Consider the following 23,092-nt stretch of genomic DNA (forward strand, 5'->3'; position numbering starts at 1 on the left):
TGCCCCCGGAGGGATTCGAACCCCCGACCTGCGGTACCGGAAACCGACGCTCTATCCCCTGAGCTACGGAGGCGCACGAGAGTTACATTAGCACTAAAAGTGATGGTGCTTGAACCGGAACGGCGCGTCGCGAATGCGACACGCCGTTCCGGTTCCGAGGACGTGTGAGCTAGAGCTTCGCGGCCTTCAGTGCGGCGATCGCCGGGGTGCTCAGCTGCTCCAAAGCGCCGGGCTCGGTGAACTCCTCCGAGGAGAGGGTGAGCCAGTAGTTGCCCACAAAGATCTGAGCCTCGTTGATACGCTTATCGTTCTTCAGCAGAATCGGTCCGAAGTATCCCTCATCCGGAGGGGTGGTGTAGGTAGGAACCTGTTGGCTGGTTTCGGCTGCCGTGTTCTTGAGATCCTCGAGTTCCGAGGGATCCAGCGATGCTACGGCCACATCGATCGTGATTCCGCTGGCGGAGTTTGTCAGCTGGCAAGACAGGCCACCGATTCCCTGGATCCTGGCCGCGGTGCTCCCGGCGGCCGGTGCCGCGGCGGAGGCCGAAACGCTCGGGTTGTACGCGTGCACGGTTTCGGGGGTGAGGAGTTGATCGCAGGTTAGTGGCACGACGCCGCTTTCCAGCGGCTCGGCGGTTGCGCTCGGCGCGGTGGAGGGATCGGTACTCGGGGCGCTTGAACCGTTCGGCTTGGCCGACGGTTTGGCCGGCGAAGACGCCGAGGGGCTCGCACCGGCATCGCCCGCGGAGGACGGGGCACAGCCGGTGATCAGCAGCAGACCAACGCCAGCCAGGGCGAACAGGCTCGCGCGGCGCGCAGAGCGGGGAAGAAGCGTGTTCACGATGGGGGTTCCTTTCAAACCGGACACGTTGACGTTAGCAATAATCGCGCCAGGATGCGGGAAACTCGGGGTACTTTGAGCATTCCTGACGCCTGTAGACTGGGCTGGTGACTCCAGATGATCTCTCCCTCGCCCTGTACAACATCGTGCTGCCTCTCGCCGAGGCCGCCCGCGCCGGTTCATCCGACGAGATCGCGCGTGAGGACATCACGCTGGAGCGTCCGAAGAACCGAGATCACGGTGACTGGGCCTCGAACCTGGCGATGAAGTTTGGCAAGAAGCTGGGTGTGAACCCGCGCGAGCTGGCCACCAGCGTGGTTGCCGCCCTGGGCGAAATCGATGGTGTGGCCGGTGCCGAGGTTGCCGGTCCCGGATTTATCAACATTCGCCTGGATGCTGCCGCCGCCGGTGCGCTCGCCCAGACCATCGTCGAGGCCGGATCCACCTATGGTCAGGGTTCGAGCCTGGATGGCGAAACCATCAACCTGGAATTTGTGTCGGCCAACCCGACCGGTCCGCTGCACATCGGCCACACCCGCTGGGCCGCCCTGGGTGATTCGCTGGGTCGTGTGCTGCGCGCCGCCGGCGCGAAGGTAGCCAACGAGTACTACATCAACGATGCCGGTAACCAGATGGATAACTTTGGTGCGTCCATCCTCGCCGCGATTCGCGGTCAGGAGACCCCCGAAAACGGTTACCCGGGCGCGTACATCACCGAGCTGGGTGCCGCCGTGCTGGCCGCCCACCCGGAGATCACCGCGCTGGACGACCAGGCCGCCCTGGACCTGGCCCGCGAGGCCGGATACCAGCTGCAGCTGGGCGAGATCCGCGAGTCCCTGGCCCGCTTCAACGTGCACTTCGACGTCTGGTTCAGCGAGCGCACCCTGCACGCCGAAGGCGAGAACGGTGCCCCCAGCGCGATCGATGCCTCGATCGACCGTCTGCGCGAGCAGGGTCACGTCTACGACAAGGACGACGCGATCTGGGTACGCACCACCGACTTCGGTGACGACAAGGACCGCGTGATCCGTCGAGGTAACGGTGTCTTCACCTACTTCGCCGCCGACGCCGCGTACTACCTGAACAAGGGCGACCGCGGATTCCAGCACAAGATTTACCTGTTGGGCGCCGACCACCACGGTTATGTGCACCGTCTGAAGGCCGTCGCCGGTGCCGCCGGGGACAACCCCGAGCGTGACATCGAGGTGCTGATCGGTCAGCTGGTGTCGATCAACGGAGCCCGCCTGTCCAAGCGCGCCGGAAACATCATCGAGCTCAACGACCTACAGGCCTGGCTCGGCACCGACGCGCTGCGCTACTCGCTGGCTCGCTATCCCGCCGATTCGCCCATCTCGCTGGACCCGGATCTGCTGAAGAAGCGCACCAACGACAACCCGGTGTTCTACGTGCAGTACGCCCACGCCCGCACCTGCGCGGTCGCCCGCAACGCGGCCGAGTCCGGTGTGGATCGTTCGACCTTCGCCCCCGAGCTGCTGGTGCACGAGAGCGAGTCTGCCCTGCTGGGCGCGCTGCAGGAGTTCCCGCGGATCGTGGCCCAGGCCGCGACCCTGCGCGAACCGCACCGCGTGGCCCGCTATATCGAAGAGGTCGCCTCGCTGTACCACCGCTGGTACGACGCCTGCCGGGTGCTGCCGTTTGGCGACGAGGCCGTGGGTGATCTGCACCGCACCCGTCTGTGGCTGAACGATGCCACCGGAACCGTGCTGCGCAACGGCCTGGACCTGCTGGGTGTTTCGGCACCCGAGCGCATGTAGGTTATGTAGCGAAGGCCCACCCCTTGGGGTGGGCCTTCGTGGTTAAGGCGACCCGGCTGGGAATTTGTGTGTGGACACACGCCGATTCGATCCGGGGCGTTATTGTCGAAATAACAGATTGTCAACCCAGGGGGAGCACGGCGTGAGCGAACGGAACGAGACCGAGGTTTCGGCGAACCAGGTGCTGTTTGAGCGCCTGAACGCGGCCCGGATCGAGCAGGAGTCCGAACCACCCAAGAAGCGCCGAACCGGGCGTCGCTGGCTGGTCACCGGGATCGTCACCGTGGTGGTGCTGGGTCTCGTGGGCGGGGCGATTGTGATCGCCAACAACCTGGTGCGCGACGTGGCGCAGGACTCGGTGAAGTCGCTGGGTGCCAGCGCCGGAGCCACCTTCCAGGGGCCGCTGGACGTAAAGATCGGCGGCGATTGGCCGCTGTTCCAGCTGATCTCGGGCTCGTTTGACGATGTTCGGGTGAGCGCCCAGCACGCGACCCTGCGCGGTGTGCCGCTGAGCTTTGACGTGCGTGCCCAGGGTGTGCCGCTGGATCCCAAGAAGCCCGCAAAGTCGGTGGAGATGACCACGGTGGTGGATCAGGATGGGCTGAATGAGTTCATCAAGCCGCCCACCGAGGGTGGCACGTTGACCCTGGGGGACGGGGTCTTTGGGTACCACGAGGAGGTGACCGGCCCGTTTGGCATCAAGCTCGGCGTGCAGGTTTCCGCGCGTCCGGCCGTGAGCGGGACCACGATGACGCTGACTCCGGTGGGGGCCGAGGTGACCTCCTCGGTGGGGAACATCAACGTGGACCCGATCGTGCAGGCGGTCCTCGGTAAGGCCCCGATTCCGGTGTGCCTGGCCGATCGTCTGCCGCCGGGAGCGGAAGTGAAGTCCCTGACCGTGACCCCGCAGAACGCGACCATCGTGGTGAATGTCAAGGACATTGTGCTGACCGGTGACCTGCTGAGCAGCCGCGGAAAGTGCGAGTAGCGCGGCGGTAGCTCGGCCGTAGTTCGCTACGGGTTTTGCGGTGCGGTGTGAGGCTCTGCGCTCTCTTGGAGAGCCTGGATCCGCGCGGCAATCGCCGCGTTTTCCTCGACCTCATCGGCGTGCGCGCGCAGCGCCGACAAAACCGCGGCGCGGATCACACAGTACAGAATGTAGAACCCGGCGGCGATGATGACCGCGATAAACGCGAGCTGTGAAAACCAGTCCATGTTGCCTCCCCGACGGCAGTAATTTTGGCCCAACGATAGCAGCGGAAGGGGCACCGCCGGAAACCGGCGGTGCCCCTTTGCGAATGAGCGTTAGTAGCCCGCGGGCCCTTCGGTGGCCGAGTCGGCCAGCAGGGCGGCGCTGCCGGAGACACCCAGGCGGGTGGCACCGGCGGCGATCATGGCCTCGGCCTGCTCGCGGGTGCGCACGCCACCGGAGGCCTTGACGCCCAGGCGTCCGCCGACGGTCTTCGACATCAGGGCAACCGCGTGCACCGAGGCACCGCCGGCCGGGTGGAAGCCGGTGGAGGTCTTCACGAAGTCGGCACCGGCGCGCTCGGAAGCCTCGCAGACGGCGACGATGGCCTCATCCGACAGGGTCGCCGATTCGATGATGACCTTGAGCAGCACGGGGGCCGGAGCGGCCTCGCGCACGGCGCGGATGTCGGCCTCGACATCGGCGTAGCGGCCCTCGATCGCGGCACCGATGTCGATCACCATGTCGACCTCGTCCACACCCTCGCTCGCGGCCAGTGCCGCCTCGGCGGCCTTGATCGAGGAGTGGTGCTTACCGCTGGGGAAGCCCACCACCACGGCGAGGCTCAGGTCCACGCCCTCGGGCATCTGCACCGGCAGGACCGAGGGGGACAGGCACACGGCCTTGGTGCCCAGGCGTGCAGCCTCGGCGATGGTGGCCGCCACATCCGCGGTGGTCGCGGTGGGTGCCAGCAGGGTGTGGTCAATAAACTGCGCCAGTTCGGCGGTGGTCAGGGGGGAGTTTGACTCGGTCACGGTACTCGCCTTCGAAAGTAGGGGTGTGATGCTCCCAGCCTACCCGGCACGGCAACACATGGCATGTGCGTCATCAGGCATACGGATTCTGGGAAAATGGGCAGGTGCCGCCCGGTTAGACTGGTCGGACTCCGCCCCGGGTAGCCGTGCTACCCCCACGACTCAGATTGGTTCCGCCGTGGCCGCTCACTCTCTCGACTCCGCCGATCTGGCTCCCGCCTGGCTGGACATTCCCGCCGACCCCAACGATCTGGTGCCCGGGCTCTGGCCTGCAAACACCGCGCGCGCGGCGGATGGCCGGTTGAGCCTGGCCGGAATCCCCGTGGATGAGCTGGCCGCAACCTACGGCAGCCCGCTGTATGTGATCGATGAGGCGGACTTCCGCACTCGCGCGGCGCGCACTCGCGCGGCCTTTGATTCCGAAACCGCACGCATCGGCACCAGCGCCAAGGTTTACTACGCCGCCAAGGCCTTCCTCAGCGCGGATATCGCCCGCTGGGTGGCCGAGGAGGGCCTCTACGTCGACGTCTGCAGCGGTGGCGAGCTCGCCCTGGCACTCGCCGCGGGGATTCCCGCCGCGCGCCTGGGACTGCACGGAAACAACAAGTCGCTGACCGAGATTGACCGCGCCGTCGGCGCGGGCATCGGTGCCATCGTGCTGGACAGCCTGCAGGAAATCGACCGCGTCGCCGACGCCGCCGCCCGCCACGGGGTGGTGCAAAACGTTCGTCTGCGGGTCAACTCCGGTGTGCACGCCGATACCCACGACTTCCTGGCCACCTCCCACGAGGACCAGAAGTTCGGCATCACCCGCGCCGACGCCCCCGCCGCGGTGGCAAAGATCCGAGCCCGCGGGGAACTGAACTTCCTCGGTCTGCACTGCCACATCGGATCGCAGATCTTCGGCTCGGCTGGCTTCGGTGAGTCCGCCGCACGCATGCTCGAGCTGCACCGCGACCTGCTGGCCGGTGGCGACATTCCCGAGCTGAACCTCGGCGGCGGATTCGGAATCGCCTATACCCGAGCCGACGATCCGGCCGAGATCGAAACCCTCGCCGCCGACATCGCAGATCAGGTGGCCACCGAGGCCGTGCGCCTGGGCATCGCCGTGCCGGTGCTGGCGTTTGAGCCGGGCCGCTATATTGCCGGACCCACTACGATGAGTCTGTACGAGGTTGGCACCACCAAGGATGTTTCGGTGGCGCTTCCCGAGGGTGGCACCGCGATCCGGCGCTACCTGTCCGTGGACGGCGGCATGAGCGACAACGCTCGCCCCGCACTCTACGGAGCTCAGTACTCGGCCCGGATGACCAATCGCGTCTCCGATGCCGCACCCGCACTCTCCCGGGTGGCTGGAAAACACTGCGAGTCCGGCGACATCGTGGTGTACAACGAGTATCTGCCCGCGGATGTGGCCCCGGGCGATCGCATCGCCGTCCCCGCGACCGGTGCCTACTGCTGGTCGCTCGCCAGCAACTACAACTTCCTCGGCCGTCCCGCCGTGGTTGCCGTGCTGAACGGTGAATCACGACTGCTGGTGCGCGGCGAGACCGAAACCGAACTACTGGCTCGCGATGCCGGATTGGACAAAAAGTGAGTGAACTTCGGACCCTGCGCGTCGCGCTGCTGGGCGCAGGCTCGGTGGGATCGCAGGTAGCACGACTGCTGACCGAGGACCGGGAGGAGCTCGCCGCCCGCGCGGGTATCACCCTGGACCTGGTGGGTGTGGGTGTACGCAGCCTGGACTCCGCCCGTGACTGGGACATCCCGGCCGATCTGCTGACCACCGACGCCCACGACCTGGTGCAGCGCGCCGACGTCGTGATCGAGCTGATCGGCGGCATCGAGCCGGCCCGCACCCTGATCCTCGAGGCCATCGCCGCCGGCGCGGACGTGGTCACCGGAAACAAGGCGCTGATCGCCGCCCACGGTCCCGAGCTGTTTGAGGCCGCCGCCCGGGTGGGCGCGCTGATCTCCTATGAGGCCGCCGTGGCCGGAGCGATCCCGATCCTGCGTCCGCTGCGCGAGAGCCTCGCCGGCGACCGTGTGAACCGCATCCTGGCGATCGTCAACGGCTCCACCAACTTCATCCTCGACCGCATGGATCGCTTTGGCGACACCATGGAGCAGGCCCAGAAGACCGCATTTGAGCTGGGCTTCCTCGAGGCCGACCCGACGCTGGATGTGGACGGCTACGATGCGGCGCAGAAGGCCGCGATCCTCGCCCGCCTGGCCTTCCACGCCGATGTGCCCGCCGAGGCCGTCTACCGCGAGGGCATCGCCGACATCACCGCCGAGCAGATCGCCGATGCGTCCGCCGCCGGTGCCACGATCAAGCTGCTGGCCATCGCCGAGCGCGTGACCGGCGAGCACGGCGAGGGCATCTCGACCCGGGTCTACCCGGCCCTGATCCCCAAGGAGCACCCGCTTGCCTCGGTGCACGGTGGTAACAACGCGGTCTTCGTCGAGGCCGCCGCGGCCGGACCGCTGATGTTCTACGGTGCCGGTGCCGGTGGCGTGCAGACCGCCTCCGCGGTGCTGGGCGACCTGGTGTCCGCCGCGCGCCGCCACGTGGCCGGCGGTCCGGGCCTCACCGATGGCGCCACCGCCAAGCTTCCGCTGATCCCGATCGGCGAGGTGCGTGCCCGCTACCAGATTGCCCTGCGGGTGAGCGATCGCCCCGGCGTGCTCGCCCAGATCGCCGGGATCCTGGCCGAGGCCGGCGTCTCGGTCGAGACCGTGGTGCAGTCGGCCGCCGAGGCCGCCGACGATTCCGAGGAGCGCACCGCGATGCTCGTGATCGGCACCCACACCTCGCGCGAGGACGCGGTACAGAACACCGTTTCCGAGCTGCGCTCCCACGAGGCCGTTCGCACCGTGGTCAGCGTCCTGCGCTTCGAGGGCGAGTAACCCCTCTACACCCGGGGCGACGAGGCGGCAGTGCGGTCTCGTCGCCGTGCATCATCATCAACACGACCACACCGGTGGTCAGGATCCCGAGCCTCGCTCGGTGTTAGGACTGGTAAGGAATGAGCCCCTCGGACATGCCCGAGAACGTCGCGACCCTGCTCGGCCGCGGCGTTCGTGTTCGCGTCCCCGCAACCTCCGCCAACCTCGGCCCGGGGTTTGACACCCTGGGACTCGCGCTCAGCGTGTACGACGAGATCGAGGTGAGCGTGCGGGAGGAGCCCGGAGCGTTTGTGGACATCCACGGGGTGGGCGAGGGAACCGTCCCCACCGACGACACCAACCTGGTGGTGACCTCGATGGCCTATGCATTCACCGCCGTGGGGCAGCCGGTTCCCGGCGTGAACATCGTCGCGCACAACACGATCCCGCACGGCCGCGGAATGGGATCCTCGGGGGCCGCCGTGGTCGCCGGGATCATGGCGGCCAAGGGCCTGCTGGCGGGAATTTTCGAGTTCTCCGATGAGGACCTGCTGCGCATCGCCACCGAGATCGAGGGCCACCCGGACAACGTGGCCCCGGCCCTGTTTGGTGGTCTCACGATCGCCTGGGAAACCCCCGCCGGTCCCAAGCACAAAAAGCTCGCGGTGCACCGCGGTGTCTCCCCGCTGGTACTGGTGCCCGAGCACACCCTCTCCACCAAGGTGGCCCGTGGTCTGCAGCCCGCGCAGGTTCCGCATGAGGACGCGGTCTTCAACGTCTCGCGTTCGGCCCTGCTGATCGCCGCGCTGACCCAGAGCCCCGACCTGCTGTGGGACGCCACCGAGGACCGTCTGCACCAGAACTACCGTGCCTCGGCGATGCCCGCGACCCACGAGCTGGTGACCGCGCTGCGCGAGCAAGGCTTCCCGGCCGTGGTTTCCGGTGCCGGCCCCTCGATCCTGGTCCTCGCCGATGGCACCGGGGCACGCACCGCAGCCGCCGCATTTGTGAGCGAGCAGGCGAGCGTGCCGTGGCAGATCCACTCGCTTGCGGTGGACGTGCAGGGGGCCAGCGTGGCCCCGCTTTCCGCGGCCTAGATCGTATAGTTCGAAATGGCGACCCTCGATCGGGGGTCGCCATTCGGCATTTTTATACCAATTGGTTTCCGTGTGCCAGAAACCCTAGCCAACCGATCAAAAACCCCGATAGTGTGGCGCACACCAAGGGGAACGGGTGGTGTATGTGGCCAATGAAGCGCACACGCGGTGATCGAGGCGCGCGGATAACTCCGAGCCCGCATCGAGCGCGGTCCTGGATCGCCGGAACGCTTGCCCTGGCCCTCGTGGCGGCCGGGGGATATGCGCTGGATGCGGTGAGTGCGCCGCCCGCCTCCGCCGAATCCGGGGTCGAGGGCACCACGGTGCAGATCCCGCAGCGCTGGTACAGCTACGTCAGCCCGGGGGAGAGCTTCCAGCTGCGTTCGGCCTTCCGCACAAATACCGGGGCCAACGGTGGGGATCTCTATACCAAGTGGGTGGTCTATGCCCCGGATGGGTCGACCGCCTGGGAGTGCGCCGATATTACCGGTTCGGGCAAACGCTGCGACTGGGAAAGCCCGATCCAGGCCCAGGCCGGAGTCTGGGTCGCGGCACTGGAGCCCGCGCGCGGATCCCACCCCAATAACCACGGACGCAACGTGGTGACCTGGCAGGTCAACCCGTTGCGCGCCGGATCCACGGTCCCCGGACGCACATGGAGTGAGCGCTTTGACCTGACCGATTCCTCGACCACCGCGTCCTACCCGATGTGGGTGCAAACCGAGTTCGGCTACACGTATCAGGTGGAGTATCGCGGCCTGCGCGGAATCACCTCGGCGTTTCAGGCCTCCGCCTTTGGCAACGTGAACGGCACCACGTGTACGTCGGTGTATCACTCGCTGGCCTCCGGGGCAAACAATCCCAAGCCCGAGTACGGTCCGGTCAGCTGGAAGCCGCAGTGTGGTGCGGCACCGGACAAGGTGTTCTTCGGGAAGCCGGATCTGGCGGGACTCCCACGCACGGTCACCCTGCCCGGCGGCGAAACCACGTGGTTGAACGTGCCGCTGGAAAAGCCCGAACTCACGGTGGAGAGTTTTGTCCCGGACGCTCCGGGGTCGCGTGCCGGGGTGTTCACCTTCGACGCCAGCGGGTTCGAGGGCAACGTGGAGGTCCTGATCGACACCGATGCCGACGGGGTCTTCGACGGACCCAACGATATCGTTACCCAAGCCGCGGTGTACGCGGGACGGGGAACCTTCAGGTTTGACGGCCGCGATGCCTCCGGAGCCGACATCCCCACCAGCACGCCGATCGCCTTCAGGGTGGGGATCGAAAAGCTGGGCGAATCGCACTTCCTGCTGGGGGATGTGGAGATCCTCTCCGGGGGGATGAGTGTGACCCGGCTGAACGGGTTGCAGAGTAGCGGATCCTCGATCATCCATTGGAACGACGAACCGGTGAGCCTGCGCGAATGGGACCGTCAGGCCCTGATCAAGTGCGGCACCCAGCCCTCGCCGCTGCGCTCGCCCGCCGAGGGGATGGATTCCAGCGGCGGCATACGCGGCTGGTCGGCCACCGGCTGTAAGGACATGAACGGGAGCGCATCCAGCACCACCAACGGCGGATCCTGGGGCAATAACCGCTCGATCGACACCTGGGCGTTTGAACACTTTGACCTGACACAGCCCGGTGCTCCCGTGGTGACCATGGACATTCCCGGGGTCGCCCTCGCCAAAGCCTCCGAGCCCGCCTCGGGTGCGGTGGTGGCACCGGGCGAGACCATCACCTATACGGTGACCGCGAGTGCGGTCGCCTACCCGCATCCCGAGGAGATCAGTCAGCCGGCCACGTTCTGGAACGGTCGGCTCAGCGACACGGTAACGGGCGTCACGGATGACGCCGACGTCAACCTGGGTGCCCTGGCCTGGACGGCCTCGGCCGAACTGCCCGGCGACGCCAGCAACACCACCAGTACCCGGGCGGACCAGCAGCAGTGGAGCTGGACCGGGCTGCGGATCCCGATGAACACGTCGATCGCGCTGACGTATCCGGCCACGGTGAAGCCGCTGGACCAGGGCGGTGACGGCACGCTGCTCAACGTGGCCTTCACCCATCCCGAGGAGACCCCGCCGCTCTTCCCCGAGGAGTGTCCGGTGGTGGCTAACGGCAGCCTTCCCGGCTGTGGCTGGACCGAGCACCTGGTGGATGGGCTGGCGATCGAGAAGTCCAGTTCCCCGGTGCGGGAAACCGCGGTGGTCCCCGGGGACCGCATCGACTACACGCTGAGCTTTACCAATAACGGGCAAAACACCGAGGCGATCAACCACGTCGACGATATGACCGGCGTGGCCGATGATGCGGACCTCACCGGATTCTGGGTCAACGACCTCACCATCACCCCGGCTGATGCCGACCTGACCCCGGTGTGGGATGCGGCCACTCGCCGGCTGAGCCTCCAGGGTTCGGTGGCACCGGGAGCGCGGGTCACGGTGTCGTATCCGGTGACCATCGGGACCGGCACGGGGGACGGGGTTGTGGCCAACTTCCTGCTGCGGGCGGGGGAGGATCGCCCGGCCGTCTGTGTCGAGGGAAACCTGGGCTGCACCGTGCACTTTGTGCCGGGACTGGCGCTCACCAAAACCTTCGGCGGCGAGTACGAAGACCTGGATGGTAGCGGCACGATCAGCCTGGGTGACCTGCTGCCCTTCTCCTTCACCGTGACCAATACCGGGGCGACCGCCATCGAACAGATTCGGATCATCGACCCGCTGGTGCAGGAGCAGGGGGTCGGCGTGACCTGCGAGACAGTGCGGCTGCGCCCGGGGAACTCCACCACCTGCGTAACCGATTCCGGGTACGAGGTTCAGGCGGCCGATGTGGCCGCGGGGACGGTGATCAACCGGGCCACCGCACGAGGAGTTCCCGTCCACGGGGCACCGCTGAGCTCGGCCGTGGCGACCGCCACGGTTCCGATTGTGGTGGCCGAACCCGGGATGAGCCTCACCAAGACGCTGAACACCGATCATCCGGCGGAGGGGCAGATTCCCGCGGGAATCGAGGATGTGAACGGCAACGGCGTCGTGGATGCCGGGGACCATGTCTGGTACGCGTTTACCCTGACCAACAGCGGCGAAACCCGGCTTGAGGATGCGCGGATCCTCGATCCCACCCTGACGGATGCCGGCATCACGATCGATTGCCCCGGCAACACCCTGGAACGTGGCACCTCGATGAACTGTGTGAGCGTCGAACCATATGTGATTTCCGTCGCGGATGTGGCCGCCGGTGCGGTCATCAACGAGGCCTCGGCCGAGGCCGAGAACGCCACCACCGGGATCATCGTCGCGGCCCCGGTGGAACACCGGGTGCCGTTGGAACCGGCCGTCGAGCCCACCCCCGAGCCCACCCCCGAGCCTTCCACCGGACCCAGCACCGGGCCCACTACCGGCCCAACCACCGGGCCTACGGATCCGGGGACACCCGAGCCGAGTGGTCCCTCCACCGGCGGGGCCACCACGGGCCCCGGGCCCGGTGAGACCCTGGGGGAGACCGGCGCGAACCCACCCATTTCGGGTGGCATCCTCACGCTGATTCTGCTGCTCCTGGGGGCCGGGGCGTTCGCTGCCCGGCGTAAATCCGCGGCCCATTCCGGCGACTAGCCGAGCCGGGTCAACCCCGCATGCCACCTCGGCATGCGGGGTTTCTCTCGCATTCGGGGCCCGCAAGGTGCTAGTCTGAGCGTAATCCCACACGGCAACACCGTCTCGAACGCTGTATGAATCGCGGCGGTAACTCTGGCCGGGCGGGTCAATTTTGCACATCAACGCCATCGCTTCTGTGCCCCCGTACCGAGCATTACGTCTCCGGATCGGGTCGGGTCTCGTATCCCGCGTTTCCCATGCCGCGATGAGCATTTCAGCCCGTGGCTTGTGCCCGGGTATAGGGGAAGGAACCCTCCGTGAGTAACACCGAAAACACCTACGAAATCGCCAATGACGCTCTGTCCACCCTCAAGGTGGCCCAGCTGCAGGCGCTCGCCGCGGAACACGGCGTCGTAGGATCCTCCAAGCTGCGCAAGAGCGCCCTGGTTGAGGCCATCGTGGCGGCACGCGCCGCCGACGGTGCCGCGGGCGGCGCACCCGTTGCCGACACCGCCGCGGCCGAAACTTCTGCCGCCGACTCGTCCAGCACCGATTCGTCCAGCACCGACTCGTCCGGCACCGAGGCGACGTCGCCTGCGGCCGAGACCGTCGTCGAGACCGAGTCTGCTGCCGTTATCGAGGCACCGGTCATCGAGGCCCCGGCCGCCGAGGCTGCTCCCGCCGCACGCAAGCGCGGCTCGCGTCGGGTCAGCACCAGCACCGTGACCGCCGAGCCGGTGGCCCCCACCGAGGCTCCGGCCGAGGACGCCGCCCCGGTTTCCGCTCGTGGTCACGTCAACCACGATGGTGCCCCGCTGATCCCGAACACCCCGGATGAGAACGCGACCGAGGCGGGCACCGCCGAGAACGCCGATTCCGAAACCACCGAGGCACCCCGCGGAAACCGTCGGGGCCGTGGCCGTGGCCGCGGTCGCGGACAGGGCAACACCGCCGAGAACACGGACGCCGCCGAGAGTGCCGAGCCGGCCGAAACCGCGCCCGCCGAGGATGCGGCCGAGACCACCGAGCAGCCGCGCAACACCCGTGGTCGTGGCCGGGGTCGTGGACGCAACAACGTCGAGCGCGCCGAGCAGACCGAGGCCAAGTCCGAGGACGCCGCCGAGCCCCGTCAGAATGGCCGCGGCCAGAACGAGCGCACCCAGAACGAGCGCACTCAGAATGACCGCGCAAACAACGGTCAGGGCGAAGGTAACCGCAACGAGCGCGGTCAGAACGACAACAACCGTGGCGAGCGTGGCAACACCAACGGCCCCGCCGAGCGCACCCAGAACGCCGAGGACGAGGGCGGCCGCGGTCGCGGTCGCTACCGTGACCGCAAGCGTCGCGGCGTGAACGAGGACGGCGAGATCGAGCTGGCTGAGGACGATGTCCTGCTGCCCATCGCCGGTATCCTCGACGTCCTGGACAACTACGCCTTCGTGCGCACCTCCGGTTACCTCCCCGGCACCAACGACGTTTACGTCTCGCTGGGCCAGGTGAAGAAGTACAACCTGCGCAAGGGTGACGCGGTGGTAGGATCCATCCGTCAGCCGCGCGAGGGCGAGCAGAACGCCCGCCAGAAGTACAATGCCATCGTCAAGGTGGACTCGATCAACGGCCTGTCCGTCGAGGACGCCGCAACCCGCGTGGACTTCGGCGAGCTGACCCCGCTCTACCCGCAGGAGCGCCTGCGTATGGAAACCGAGCAGGGCAAGCTGACCCAGCGCATCATCGACCTGGTTGCCCCGATCGGTAAGGGCCAGCGCGGCCTGATCGTTGCACCGCCCAAGGCCGGTAAGACCATCGTGCTGCAGCAGATCGCCAACGCCATCGCGACCAACAACCCCGAGACTCACCTCATGGTGGTCCTCGTGGATGAGCGTCCCGAAGAGGTCACCGACATGCAGCGCACGGTCAGTGGCGAGGTCATCGCCTCGACCTTCGACCGCCCGGCCGAGGACCACATCACCGTCGCCGAGCTCGCCATCGAGCGTGCCAAGCGCCTGGTGGAGCTGGGCACCGACGTCGTGGTGCTGCTGGATTCGATCACCCGCCTGGGTCGCGCCTACAACCTGGCCGCCCCCACCTCGGGCCGCGTGCTCTCCGGTGGTGTGGACGCCGCCGCCCTGTACCCGCCCAAGCGCTTCTTCGGTGCCGCCCGGAACATCGAAAACGGTGGATCGCTCACCATCCTGGCCACCGCGCTGGTCGAGACCGGTTCGAAGGCCGACGAGGTCATCTTCGAGGAGTTCAAGGGCACCGGTAACTCCGAGCTGCGCCTGAGCCGCCAGCTCGCCGATAAGCGCATCTTCCCGGCCGTGGACGTCAACGCCTCCTCGACCCGTCGTGAGGAAATGCTGCTGGGCAGCGATGAGGTCAAGGTCACCTGGAAGCTGCGTCGCGCCCTGGCCGGCCTGGACCCGCAGCAGGCCCTTGAGGTTGTACTCGGTAAGCTGAAGGAGACCTCCAGCAACGTCGAGTTCCTCGTACAGATGCAGAAGTCGATGCCGGCACCCACCTCGGGTAACGGTCACGACCACCGCTAGCTGTTTTCCTCGAACCCGTTTCTCGCCGGCAGGTCACTGCCGCGGGCAGCGGGTTCGGGCTTTTTCCCCGAAAACAGTTTTGAGATAAGGAATCACATGTTTGAATCAGTGCAGACACTGATCGCCGAGCACGCCGATCTGCAGGAGCAGCTCGCGGATCCGGCCGTCCACCAGGACCCGGCACGGTCCAAGAAGATCAACCGGCGCTACGCCGAGCTGAGCAAGATCATCGCCGCGCACACCCGTTGGCTGCAGTCCCAGGAAGACCTGGAAGCAGCCCGCGAGATGGCTAAGGAAGACGACGACTTCGCCGCCGAGATCCCCTCGATCGAGGAGGGCCTCGCCGAGAACCAGGAGAAGCTGCGCCGTCTGCTGATCCCGCGTGACCCCGACGATGCGCGCGATGTCATCATGGAGATCAAGGGTGGCGAGGGTGGGGCCGAGTCGGCCCTGTTCGCTGCCGACCTGCTGCGCATGTACATGCACTATGCGGAGTCCAAGGGCTGGAAGACCGAGATGCTCGAGGCCGACCACAGCGACCTGGGTGGGTACAAGAACGTTCAGGTGGCCATCAAGTCCAACGCGACCGACCCCTCGCAGGGTGTCTGGGCTCACCTCAAGTACGAGGGTGGTGTGCACCGCGTGCAGCGTGTGCCGGCCACCGAGTCGCAGGGACGCATCCACACCTCGACCACCGGCGTGCTGGTGTTCCCCGAGGTGGATGAGCCCGAAGAGGTCGAGATCAACCAGAACGACCTGAAGATCGACGTGTACCGCTCCTCGGGCCCCGGTGGTCAGTCGGTGAACACCACCGACTCCGCCGTGCGCATCACCCACCTGCCCACCGGTATCACCGTGGCCATGCAGAACGAAAAGTCGCAGCTGCAGAACCGTGAAGCCGGTATGCGCGTGCTGCGTGCACGCCTGCTGGCCCACCAGCAGGAGCAGATCGACGCGGCCGCCTCGGATGCACGCAAGAGCCAGATCCGTACCATGGACCGCTCGGAGCGCATCCGCACGTACAACTTCCCGGAGAACCGGGTGGCCGATCACCGTACCGGCTACAAGTCGTACAACCTGGACGCCGTGATGAACGGTGCGATGGAACCCATCATTCAGTCGGCGATCTCCGCCGATGAGGAGGCACGTCTCGCCGAGATCGGCGACAACTCCTAGTCTCGCTAGCGCAGGAAACCCCGGACTCCGTATGGATTCCGGGGTTTCCTATTTCCTGCACCGTGCTAACCTGTGTGCATGATCGGTTCGATCGGCTTTATCGTCGCATTTATCTAACGGTCCTGCGCCCGCCCCTCGCAGACCTGGTACCGCCCGGGCGGGTTTTCGTGTGCCATCTTGCGCGCGACTGACCCCCGTTAGACCGCTTTCTCCGCGCCAATCAGGGTGCGTGTTGAGACGCGATGAACCGGAAGACTCCGATGTCCTCTCCCTCCCAAACCTATACAACCGTTTTGCGCACGCCCCACGTGGTGCGCTCCTTTCTTCCCAGTATCCTGGGTCGACTCTCGCTGGCCACCTCGGGGCTGGCCCTCATCCTGCTCCTGGAACACTCCTCGGGATCCTTTGCGATCGCGGGTGCGATTACCGCGGTTCTGGGCATCGCCAATGTGGTGGCCACGCCAATCCGTGCCCGACTGATCGATCGCCACGGGCAAACCCGGGTCCTGGCGGCGCTGGGGTTGACCCACGCGGCCTCCCTGGTGGCGCTGGGGGTGCTTGTGGATGCGGGCCTGCCAACCCTGGTGATCATGGCGCTCATCGCGGGCGCGTCCTCACCACCATTCGGCGCCTCCATGCGGGTGCTGTGGTCTACGGCGCTGCCCGCCGGTCCCGGACGATCGCGCGGCTTTAGCCTGGACGCCGTGGCCGAGGAGGTGACCTTCGCACTCGGGCCGCTATTGGTGGCACTGCTTGCGATCCTGGTGGACCCCTTCACCTCGCTCATGTTCTCGGCGGGATGCGTGGCTCTCGGCACGCTGCTGTTTGTGACGAGCACGCTTTCGCGCCGGCAACGGGGTTCGCGGGAGCACGGAGCCGAAGCTGGTACCTCGCGAGCACGCTCACCCCTGCGCTCTCCGGGCTTCCCGGTTGTGGTGGTGGCGATGATCGCCCCGGGCATCATCCTGGGCTGCATCGAAATTGCCGCGCCGGCGATTGCCCGAACCGAGTCACATACGATGCTTGCGGGAATCCTGCTGGCACTATTTGCCGGGGCGAGCGCTGTGGGCGGGCTGCTCTATGGACGGCTGAGCCTGCGCCCACGACTGGAGCGTCAGCTCCTCGCGCTCGTGATTTTGCTGGTATTTGCGTCGGCCGTATCGGGCCTGATCGGAGGTACCCTGGCCGCCCTGATCGGGTTTGCGATAAGCGGACTGTTCCTCGCCCCGCTGCTGATCGTGGGGTACCTGGCGGCTGATTCCCGCACCGACCCGCGGGTTCGCACCGAGGCGAGCAGCTGGATCAACACCGCCGTCAACCTCGGCGCAGCCCTCGGGGCCGCGCTGTTTGGCGCGCTGGTTGATCCCACCTCGCCGGGCATAGCCCTGGCGCTGAGCGCCGCCCTGGCGTTGCTGGTTGTTCTCGTGTGCGCGCCCCGCCTCCTCCGAGCACAACGGATCGGCGTCAGCTCCTAGCCTTGGTCGCGCAACGGCCCCGAAATCTGTGGATTTCGGGGCCGTTCTGCTTGGATGGAGGGGAAAGGAGCCCACATGAATCAGAGTCGAGACGTCTGGATTGTGCTCAACGAGTCACTCCCCGATAACCCCATCATCGGAGTGTTTGGGACCGCAGAATCCGCACAGACGTATTTTGAGCGGGTCGCGAGCGAAAACCCGCAGGACACCTTCGCCCTGGGGCGTTATCCGATCGATCAGACCCATGAGCAGTGGGGCAGCGGCGCCGCCCGCTATCGCGGCATCGACTAGCGCGCGATCAGATGAAGTACTCGGGGGTTACCGGATCGGTGACAATTTTGCGTACCTTCGCCGGGACTCCCACCAGGAGTGAGTCGGAGGGGGCATCCTTGGTGACCACCGCGTTGGCTCCCACGGCGCTGCGCGGGCCGATGGTGATCGGGCCCAGGATCTTGGCACCGGCACCGATGGTCACTCCGTCGCCGATCGTCGGGTGACGCTTGCCCTTGGCCAGGGACTTTCCCCCCAGGGTCACGCCGTGGTAAATGAGCACATCGTCGCCCACCACCGCGGTTTCTCCGATCACCACACCCATACCGTGGTCGATGAAAAAGCGGCGGCCGAGCTGCGCGCCCGGGTGAATCTCGATCCCGGTCAGGAACCTGACGATCTGCGAGTTCAGCCGGGCGGGCAGCTTGAATCCGCGTCGCCAGAGCGCGTGGCTCAGCCGGTGCCCCCACACCGCGTGCACCCCCGAGTACAGCAAACCGACCTCGAACGAGGATCGGGCCGCGGGATCGTGGGTGCGCGCGGTGCGCAGGTCTTCGCGCAGGCGCGCGAAGAAACCGGAGGTGGTGCTGATGATCGGTCCTTACTCGGCCAGGCCCGCCCAGAGCGCGGTGGAGATGTAGCGCTCACCGGTGTCGGGAACCACGGCCACGATGGTCTTGTCGGCGTTCTCGGGACGTGCGGCCAGCTGAAGGGCGGCCCACAGGATCGCACCCGAGGAGATACCCGCCAGGATACCCTCCTTGGCTGCGAGGTCCCGAGCGGTTTCCAGCGAGTCCTCGAAGGACACGTCGATGACCTCGTCGTACACCTCGGTGTCGAGGACCGGCGGCACGAAGTTGGCGCCGATGCCCTGGATCTTGTGCGGACCGGGCTTACCGCCGTTGAGGATCGGGGAGTCGATCGGCTCCACGGCCACAATCTTGACCTCGGGCTTGAGCTCCTTGAGGCGCTGACCCACACCGGTCACGGTGCCGCCGGTGCCCACGCCGGCCACGAAGATGTCGACCTCACCCTCGGTGTCACGCCAGATCTCCTCGGCGGTGGTCTCGCGGTGAATCTGCACGTTGGCCGCATTGGCGAACTGCTCGGCGAGGATCGCCCCCGGGGTTTCGGCGACGATCTCGGCGGCCTTCTCTACGGCCCCACGCATACCGGCGGCGGGGTCGGTCAGGACCAGCTCGGCACCAAAGGCGCGCAGCAGTGCGCGACGCTCGACGCTCATCGAGGAGGGCATGCTCAGCACCACCTTGTAGCCGCGGGCGGCACCCACCAGGGCCAGGCCGATTCCGGTGTTGCCCGAGGTGCCCTCGACGATGGTGCCACCGGGCTGCAGGTCGCCCGAGGCCTCGGCGGCGTCGATGATGGCGATGGCCAGGCGGTCCTTGACCGAGGAACCGGGGTTGAAGAACTCAAGCTTGGCGAGGACCGTGGCGTGCGACTCGTCGGCGAGACGGTTGATCCGAACCAGGGGGGTGTTACCAAAGGTCGAGGTGATGTCCTCGTGGATGTATGCGTTCACGGGTGTGTGTCCTTACCATGTGGGGGTCAGCTGGGTAGTGCGGGCCGTGCCTATGCGCGAGAATCCGCCCTCCGGTGTCGGTGGGCAGAGCCGTGCGGAACCAGCCTATTGCGATCCGCGTGCCGCCGCGAGGCTCATGTCATTCGGATAGGGTTTATTACGCCGTGCGCATGCAGGGCACCGTTCCGACAGGGGTAAAAACAGCCGTGACCGAGACCCAACAGCCCGCCGAATCCGCCGCCACGCCGAGCCCGCTTGGCCTCGTGCGCGACCAGATTGAGGCCAGACTCGCCGCCGCCGGTATCGCCGATGCCCGCATTGACGCGGAACTCCTGCTGGGGCACGTGCTGGATGCCGGTCGCGGGGAGATCCAGAGTGCGATCATCCTGGACCGCACCCTCGCCCCCGAGGACGCCGAAACCCTCGAACCGCTGGTTGCTCGGCGTGTGTTACGGGAGCCGCTGCAGCACATCCTGGGTACGGCGCCGTTCCGCTCGATGGAGCTGCTGGTCGGACCGGGCGTATTTGTGCCGCGGCCGGAGACCGAGCAGGTCGTGCAGTACGCGATTGACGCCCTGCGGATCCTGCCCGATGCCGAACCCATCGCGATCGATCTGGGCACCGGCTCGGGGGCCATCGCCCTGGCCATGGCCACCGAGGTGCCCAACGCCCGGGTGTTTGCGCTCGAGAAGATTCCCGCGGCCCACGCCTGGGCCGCCCGTAACTTCGAGAAGATCGGGGCCGAGAACGCGACCCTGACCCTGGGGGACATGGCCGAGGCATTCACCGAACTGCATGGATCGGTTGCGGTCCTCATTTCCAACCCGCCTTATATTCCGGCACGGGCAATCCCACGCGATATCGAGGTGCGCGAGTACGACCCGCCCACCGCGCTCTACGGCGGGGAAGACGGCCTGGACCTGGTGCGTACGATCTCTCGCCGTGGCCTGGACCTGGTGCGTCCGGGCGGCACCCTGATCCTCGAGCACGGCGAGCTGCAGGGCGAGGCGATCCGCGCGATCCTCGCAGCCGACGGCTGGCGTGCCCCGGCGACCTTCCCCGACTTCACCCTGCGCGACCGGGTCACCACCGCGGTCCGCTAGCGCACACAAAAACGGCATGCCCCGCGGGGCATGCCGTTTTTGTGTGCCGGGACCTAGCCGATCAGGCTGGGCTGAAGGTCGCGCAGCGTGCGGAAGTGTGTCATCCGCGTCACGCCGATGGCCGAGACTACCAGCGCCCCCAGCAGGATCAGCGTGAGCACGATCGCATCGTTTCCGGCGGCGGCCAGGTCACCGCCGTACATGAGCTGCCGCATTCCGTCCACCGCGAAGGACATCGGGAGGAAGTGGTGGAGCGCCGCGAGCGGTGCGGGCAGGGTTTGCCAGGGGAAGGTGCCGCCGGCGGTGACCAGCTGGATCACCATCAGCACCAGGCCCAGGAACTGACCCACCGAACCCAGCCAGACGTTCAGCGCCAGGATGATCGCCGCAAACGTGACCGAGGCCAGCGCCATCATGCCGTACGCCCCGACCGGGTTGGAGACCTGGAAGCCCAGGGTTCCGGCCACGATCCCAAACAGCGCGATCATCTGGACGGCACCGAGGATGGCCGGCGTCGCCCACCCGGCCAGGGTGATCTTGATCGGGGAGTGCAGCGCGGTGATTGCGCGACGCGAGAAGGGCTTCAGGATCAGGAACAGCGCGTAAATGCCGATCCAGGCGGCAAGGCTCACAAAGAACGGTGCCAGACCCGCACCGTAGGTGCCGGCACTGGTGACCGCGCTGGAGTGCAGGTTGACCGGGTTGGAGATGTTGGTGGCCTGATCGTTGCGCAGGGTAACGGTGGTCTCGGGGATCTGCTTGAAACCGTCGCTCAGGCCGTTGGTCAGGGTTCCGAGGCCGCCGTGGATGGTGTCGAGTCCTCCGCCAAGCTCACCGAGCTTGTCGGTCAGGGTCCCAAGGCCCTCGTGCAGGGTGCCGGCCGCGGTGGCCGCGGTCGAGGCACCATCGCGCAGGGTACCGGCACCCGTGGCCAGCTGGTTGATGCCGTTGGTGAGCTGCGGGGTCGCGTCGGCCAGGGCCTTGCTGCCCGAGGCCACGGCGGCGGCTCCGGCGCTCAGCTGGTTGAGCTGGCCCACGGCAGCCTGGACCTTGGCATTGGTCTGGGTGGCCGCATCGCCGACGGGCTTGAGGTTGGCCAGCACGCTGTTGATGGTGTCCTGCGGGACCCCGGCTTTCGTAAGCTGATCCTGAATCTTGGCCGAGACCTCCGGAATCTGCTCCACCAGCTGGCTCGATCCCTGGGCCAGCTCGTTGCCGACCTGGGCAAACTGGGCGTTTCCGGCGGCGACCTTGGCGGCACCGTCGGCGAGCTGCTGGGACTGACCCGGCAGGGACGCGGTCTGGTTGCGCAGGGTGTCGAGGCCTCCGGCGAGGGTCTGCGACCCGTCGCGGAGCGAGTTCAGACCCGTTCCCAGCTGCCCGGCACCGTCGCGCGCCTGTTCGGCACCCGAGGTCAGTGCACTCGCACCATCCAGGGCGGTCTTGGCACCGTCGGTGAGCTTGGTACCGCCGTCGGCGGCCTCCACCAGGTTGCCACGGATCTTGGAGAGGGCGTCGAGGAAGGTCTGCGCCGCCTGCTTATTCACCGTGGCCACGATCTGGGTCTGCACGGTCTTGGCCGCCTGCGTACCGATCGTGGTGGCCAGGTAGCTGTTGGCGTCGTTGGTGGTCAGGATGACCTCGGCCTGACGCGGTGAATCGGTCTGCGAGGAAGCCAGATCCTCGGAGAACTTCTCCGGCAGGGTCAGCGAGAAATCAAACTCGCCGTCCTTCACGCCGGCCTTGGCCTCGGCGGCACTGACCTGCTTCCAGGCGAAGGTGCCGTCCTTGACCAGCTGCTTGGCTACATCGTGACCGAAGTTGGTTTCCTTGCCGTTCTGGGTGGTTCCGGTATCCGAGACCACGAGCGCCACCGGGATCCGGTCCAGACGGTCATAGGGGTTCTGGTTTGCCCAGAGGTACAGGCCGCCGTAGAGCAGCGGCACGATCATCAGCGCGAGAAAGGCCAGCCGCGACATCCGCGTGGCCCAGAGCCGAGCGAACTCGGCACGGATCATGGCGATTATCTTGAGCATCAGGCGAGGCCTTCCAGGTTGAAGAGGGTCGCGGAATCCGAGGGCACATCGGCCAGGGGTTCGATTTCGCGGGTCGAGGAAATGGCGGTGTGGGCGGCGACGCCGGCGATCACCAGCACGGCGAGGTCGCGGGCCGCGAGCTCACGGGCGATCCGCCACCAGGCCTCGGGATCCCCGCCGTGACGGTCGGGGGAGACCAAAACGATGCCGCGGACCTCGGGGCGGCGCGCGGCAAGTTCGGTCAGCATGCGGATTCGATCGGTCGGGGCCAGATCGGCCATGTCCGTGCTCGAACGGTCACGCAGACCCATTTCATCCAGGGTGCGTGCCACGGCGATCGGGTGGCTCTTGAGGCCGGCGAACATGAGTTCCTCGGCTACCACCTGAGAAACCGCCACGTTTCCTGCGGGTTCGCTGACGATCGGCGCGTCGACCAGGGCGATCTCGCGTCGAATCCGCGAGGCGTCAACCTGTCCGTCGATCAGGACCGTGCCGCTGTCCGGGCGCATTCGGCCCGAGGCGATCAGCCCCAAAACGGTGGGGCGCTGCTCCGTTTCGGCGCGGGCGAAGGTGGCGGCACCGGTTTGAAGCTGAAGGCTTGTCTCCGGGAGAGCCGAGCCGTTCTTCCCCTTAGTAACCTGGCGAAGTTCGATTCTCATGCAGGATCCTTTGTGTTTTGTATGCACTCCATTCTGCGCTCATTTATACACACATGATGCAAAATGACCCGGCTCCGGGCAGATTCGAAGAACAGGATTG

The 23,092-nt window shown here is 66.7% G+C and carries 18 protein-coding genes and 1 tRNA gene; 11 read left to right on the top strand and 8 right to left on the bottom strand.

Going from position 1 to position 23,092, the window contains the following annotated elements:
• Both M2390_RS00200 and M2390_RS00205 read right to left on the bottom strand, forming a co-directional pair.
• Nucleotides 1-73 (bottom strand) — tRNA-Arg (locus M2390_RS00200).
• A 96-nt stretch (nt 74-169) separates the two neighbouring features.
• Nucleotides 170-841 (bottom strand): hypothetical protein, encoded by a 672-nt coding sequence (locus M2390_RS00205; RefSeq protein WP_259176194.1) that lies wholly within the window; start codon nt 839-841, stop codon nt 170-172.
• Nucleotides 842-948: 107 nt separating this feature from the next.
• Here M2390_RS00205 and argS point away from each other — a divergent pair, with 107 nt between their 5' ends.
• Together argS and M2390_RS00215 are read left to right on the top strand one after the other, a co-directional pair.
• Complete coding sequence (gene argS, locus M2390_RS00210; RefSeq protein ID WP_259176196.1) at nt 949-2,616, top strand: arginine--tRNA ligase; 1,668 nt, start codon at nt 949-951, stop codon at nt 2,614-2,616.
• A 142-nt stretch (nt 2,617-2,758) separates the two neighbouring features.
• Nucleotides 2,759-3,604 carry a DUF2993 domain-containing protein gene (locus tag M2390_RS00215; RefSeq protein ID WP_259176200.1) on the top strand — a complete coding sequence of 282 codons (846 nt, stop codon included), beginning with the start codon at nt 2,759-2,761 and terminating at the stop codon, nt 3,602-3,604.
• A gap of 26 nt (nt 3,605-3,630) precedes the next feature.
• Here M2390_RS00215 and M2390_RS00220 read toward each other — a convergent pair whose 3' ends face one another.
• The gene (locus tag M2390_RS00220; RefSeq protein WP_259176201.1) at nt 3,631-3,831 is read right to left on the bottom strand and encodes a hypothetical protein; all 201 of its coding nucleotides are present in this window, start codon (nt 3,829-3,831) and stop codon (nt 3,631-3,633) included.
• A gap of 90 nt (nt 3,832-3,921) precedes the next feature.
• Nucleotides 3,922-4,620 carry a deoxyribose-phosphate aldolase gene (gene deoC / locus M2390_RS00225; RefSeq protein ID WP_259176204.1) on the bottom strand — a complete coding sequence of 233 codons (699 nt, stop codon included), beginning with the start codon at nt 4,618-4,620 and terminating at the stop codon, nt 3,922-3,924.
• A gap of 178 nt (nt 4,621-4,798) precedes the next feature.
• On the opposite strand from deoC, the gene lysA reads away from it, so the two are divergent.
• The 8 genes from lysA to M2390_RS00265 all read left to right on the top strand — a co-directional run bounded on the left by lysA (nt 4,799) and on the right by M2390_RS00265 (nt 17,675).
• On the top strand, nt 4,799-6,217 hold the full coding sequence (lysA, locus tag M2390_RS00230) for a diaminopimelate decarboxylase (RefSeq protein ID WP_259176205.1): 1,419 nt from the start codon (nt 4,799-4,801) through the stop codon (nt 6,215-6,217).
• A complete protein-coding gene (locus M2390_RS00235) occupies nt 6,214-7,530 on the top strand; it encodes a homoserine dehydrogenase (protein WP_259176206.1) in 1,317 nt (438 codons plus the stop codon). Before lysA ends, M2390_RS00235 begins: the two co-directional genes overlap by 4 nt.
• A 119-nt stretch (nt 7,531-7,649) precedes the next feature.
• Nucleotides 7,650-8,606: a homoserine kinase gene (gene thrB / locus M2390_RS00240; protein WP_259176207.1), complete on the top strand. Its 957-nt coding sequence runs from the start codon at nt 7,650-7,652 to the stop codon at nt 8,604-8,606.
• 152 nt (nt 8,607-8,758) lie between these two features.
• Nucleotides 8,759-12,205, top strand: a complete 3,447-nt coding sequence (locus M2390_RS00245; RefSeq protein WP_259176208.1) for a hypothetical protein — start codon at nt 8,759-8,761, stop codon at nt 12,203-12,205.
• A 299-nt stretch (nt 12,206-12,504) separates the two neighbouring features.
• Nucleotides 12,505-14,733, top strand: a complete 2,229-nt coding sequence (gene rho, locus M2390_RS00250) for a transcription termination factor Rho (RefSeq protein WP_259176209.1) — start codon at nt 12,505-12,507, stop codon at nt 14,731-14,733.
• Nucleotides 14,734-14,829: 96 nt separating this feature from the next.
• Nucleotides 14,830-15,909 (top strand): peptide chain release factor 1, encoded by a 1,080-nt coding sequence (gene prfA / locus M2390_RS00255; protein ID WP_121688407.1) that lies wholly within the window; start codon nt 14,830-14,832, stop codon nt 15,907-15,909.
• Nucleotides 15,910-16,169: 260 nt separating this feature from the next.
• Nucleotides 16,170-17,384 (top strand): MFS transporter, encoded by a 1,215-nt coding sequence (locus tag M2390_RS00260; RefSeq protein WP_259176213.1) that lies wholly within the window; start codon nt 16,170-16,172, stop codon nt 17,382-17,384.
• 75 nt (nt 17,385-17,459) lie between these two features.
• The gene (locus M2390_RS00265) at nt 17,460-17,675 is read left to right on the top strand and encodes a hypothetical protein (RefSeq protein WP_259176216.1); all 216 of its coding nucleotides are present in this window, start codon (nt 17,460-17,462) and stop codon (nt 17,673-17,675) included.
• Nucleotides 17,676-17,682: 7 nt separating this feature from the next.
• Here M2390_RS00265 and epsC read toward each other — a convergent pair whose 3' ends face one another.
• Nucleotides 17,683-18,246 (bottom strand): serine O-acetyltransferase EpsC, encoded by a 564-nt coding sequence (gene epsC, locus M2390_RS00270; RefSeq protein ID WP_030142880.1) that lies wholly within the window; start codon nt 18,244-18,246, stop codon nt 17,683-17,685.
• Nucleotides 18,247-18,255: 9 nt separating this feature from the next.
• Nucleotides 18,256-19,194 carry a cysteine synthase A gene (gene cysK, locus M2390_RS00275; protein WP_259176218.1) on the bottom strand — a complete coding sequence of 313 codons (939 nt, stop codon included), beginning with the start codon at nt 19,192-19,194 and terminating at the stop codon, nt 18,256-18,258.
• Nucleotides 19,195-19,400: 206 nt separating this feature from the next.
• On the opposite strand from cysK, the gene prmC reads away from it, so the two are divergent.
• Nucleotides 19,401-20,297, top strand: a complete 897-nt coding sequence (gene prmC, locus M2390_RS00280) for a peptide chain release factor N(5)-glutamine methyltransferase (RefSeq protein ID WP_396822276.1) — start codon at nt 19,401-19,403, stop codon at nt 20,295-20,297.
• A 53-nt stretch (nt 20,298-20,350) separates the two neighbouring features.
• Here prmC and M2390_RS00285 read toward each other — a convergent pair whose 3' ends face one another.
• Together M2390_RS00285 and M2390_RS00290 are read right to left on the bottom strand one after the other, a co-directional pair.
• Nucleotides 20,351-22,333 (bottom strand): YhgE/Pip domain-containing protein, encoded by a 1,983-nt coding sequence (locus tag M2390_RS00285; RefSeq protein ID WP_259176220.1) that lies wholly within the window; start codon nt 22,331-22,333, stop codon nt 20,351-20,353.
• Entirely contained in the window at nt 22,333-22,992 is a 660-nt protein-coding gene (locus tag M2390_RS00290; RefSeq protein ID WP_043321247.1) for a hypothetical protein, read from the bottom strand. Before M2390_RS00290 ends, M2390_RS00285 begins: the two co-directional genes overlap by 1 nt.
• Between the last annotated feature and the right edge of the window lie 100 nt (nt 22,993-23,092).

It is taken from the genome of Mycetocola sp. BIGb0189 (genome assembly GCF_024810155.1).
Classification (GTDB): Bacteria; Actinomycetota; Actinomycetes; order Actinomycetales; family Microbacteriaceae; genus Mycetocola; species Mycetocola lacteus.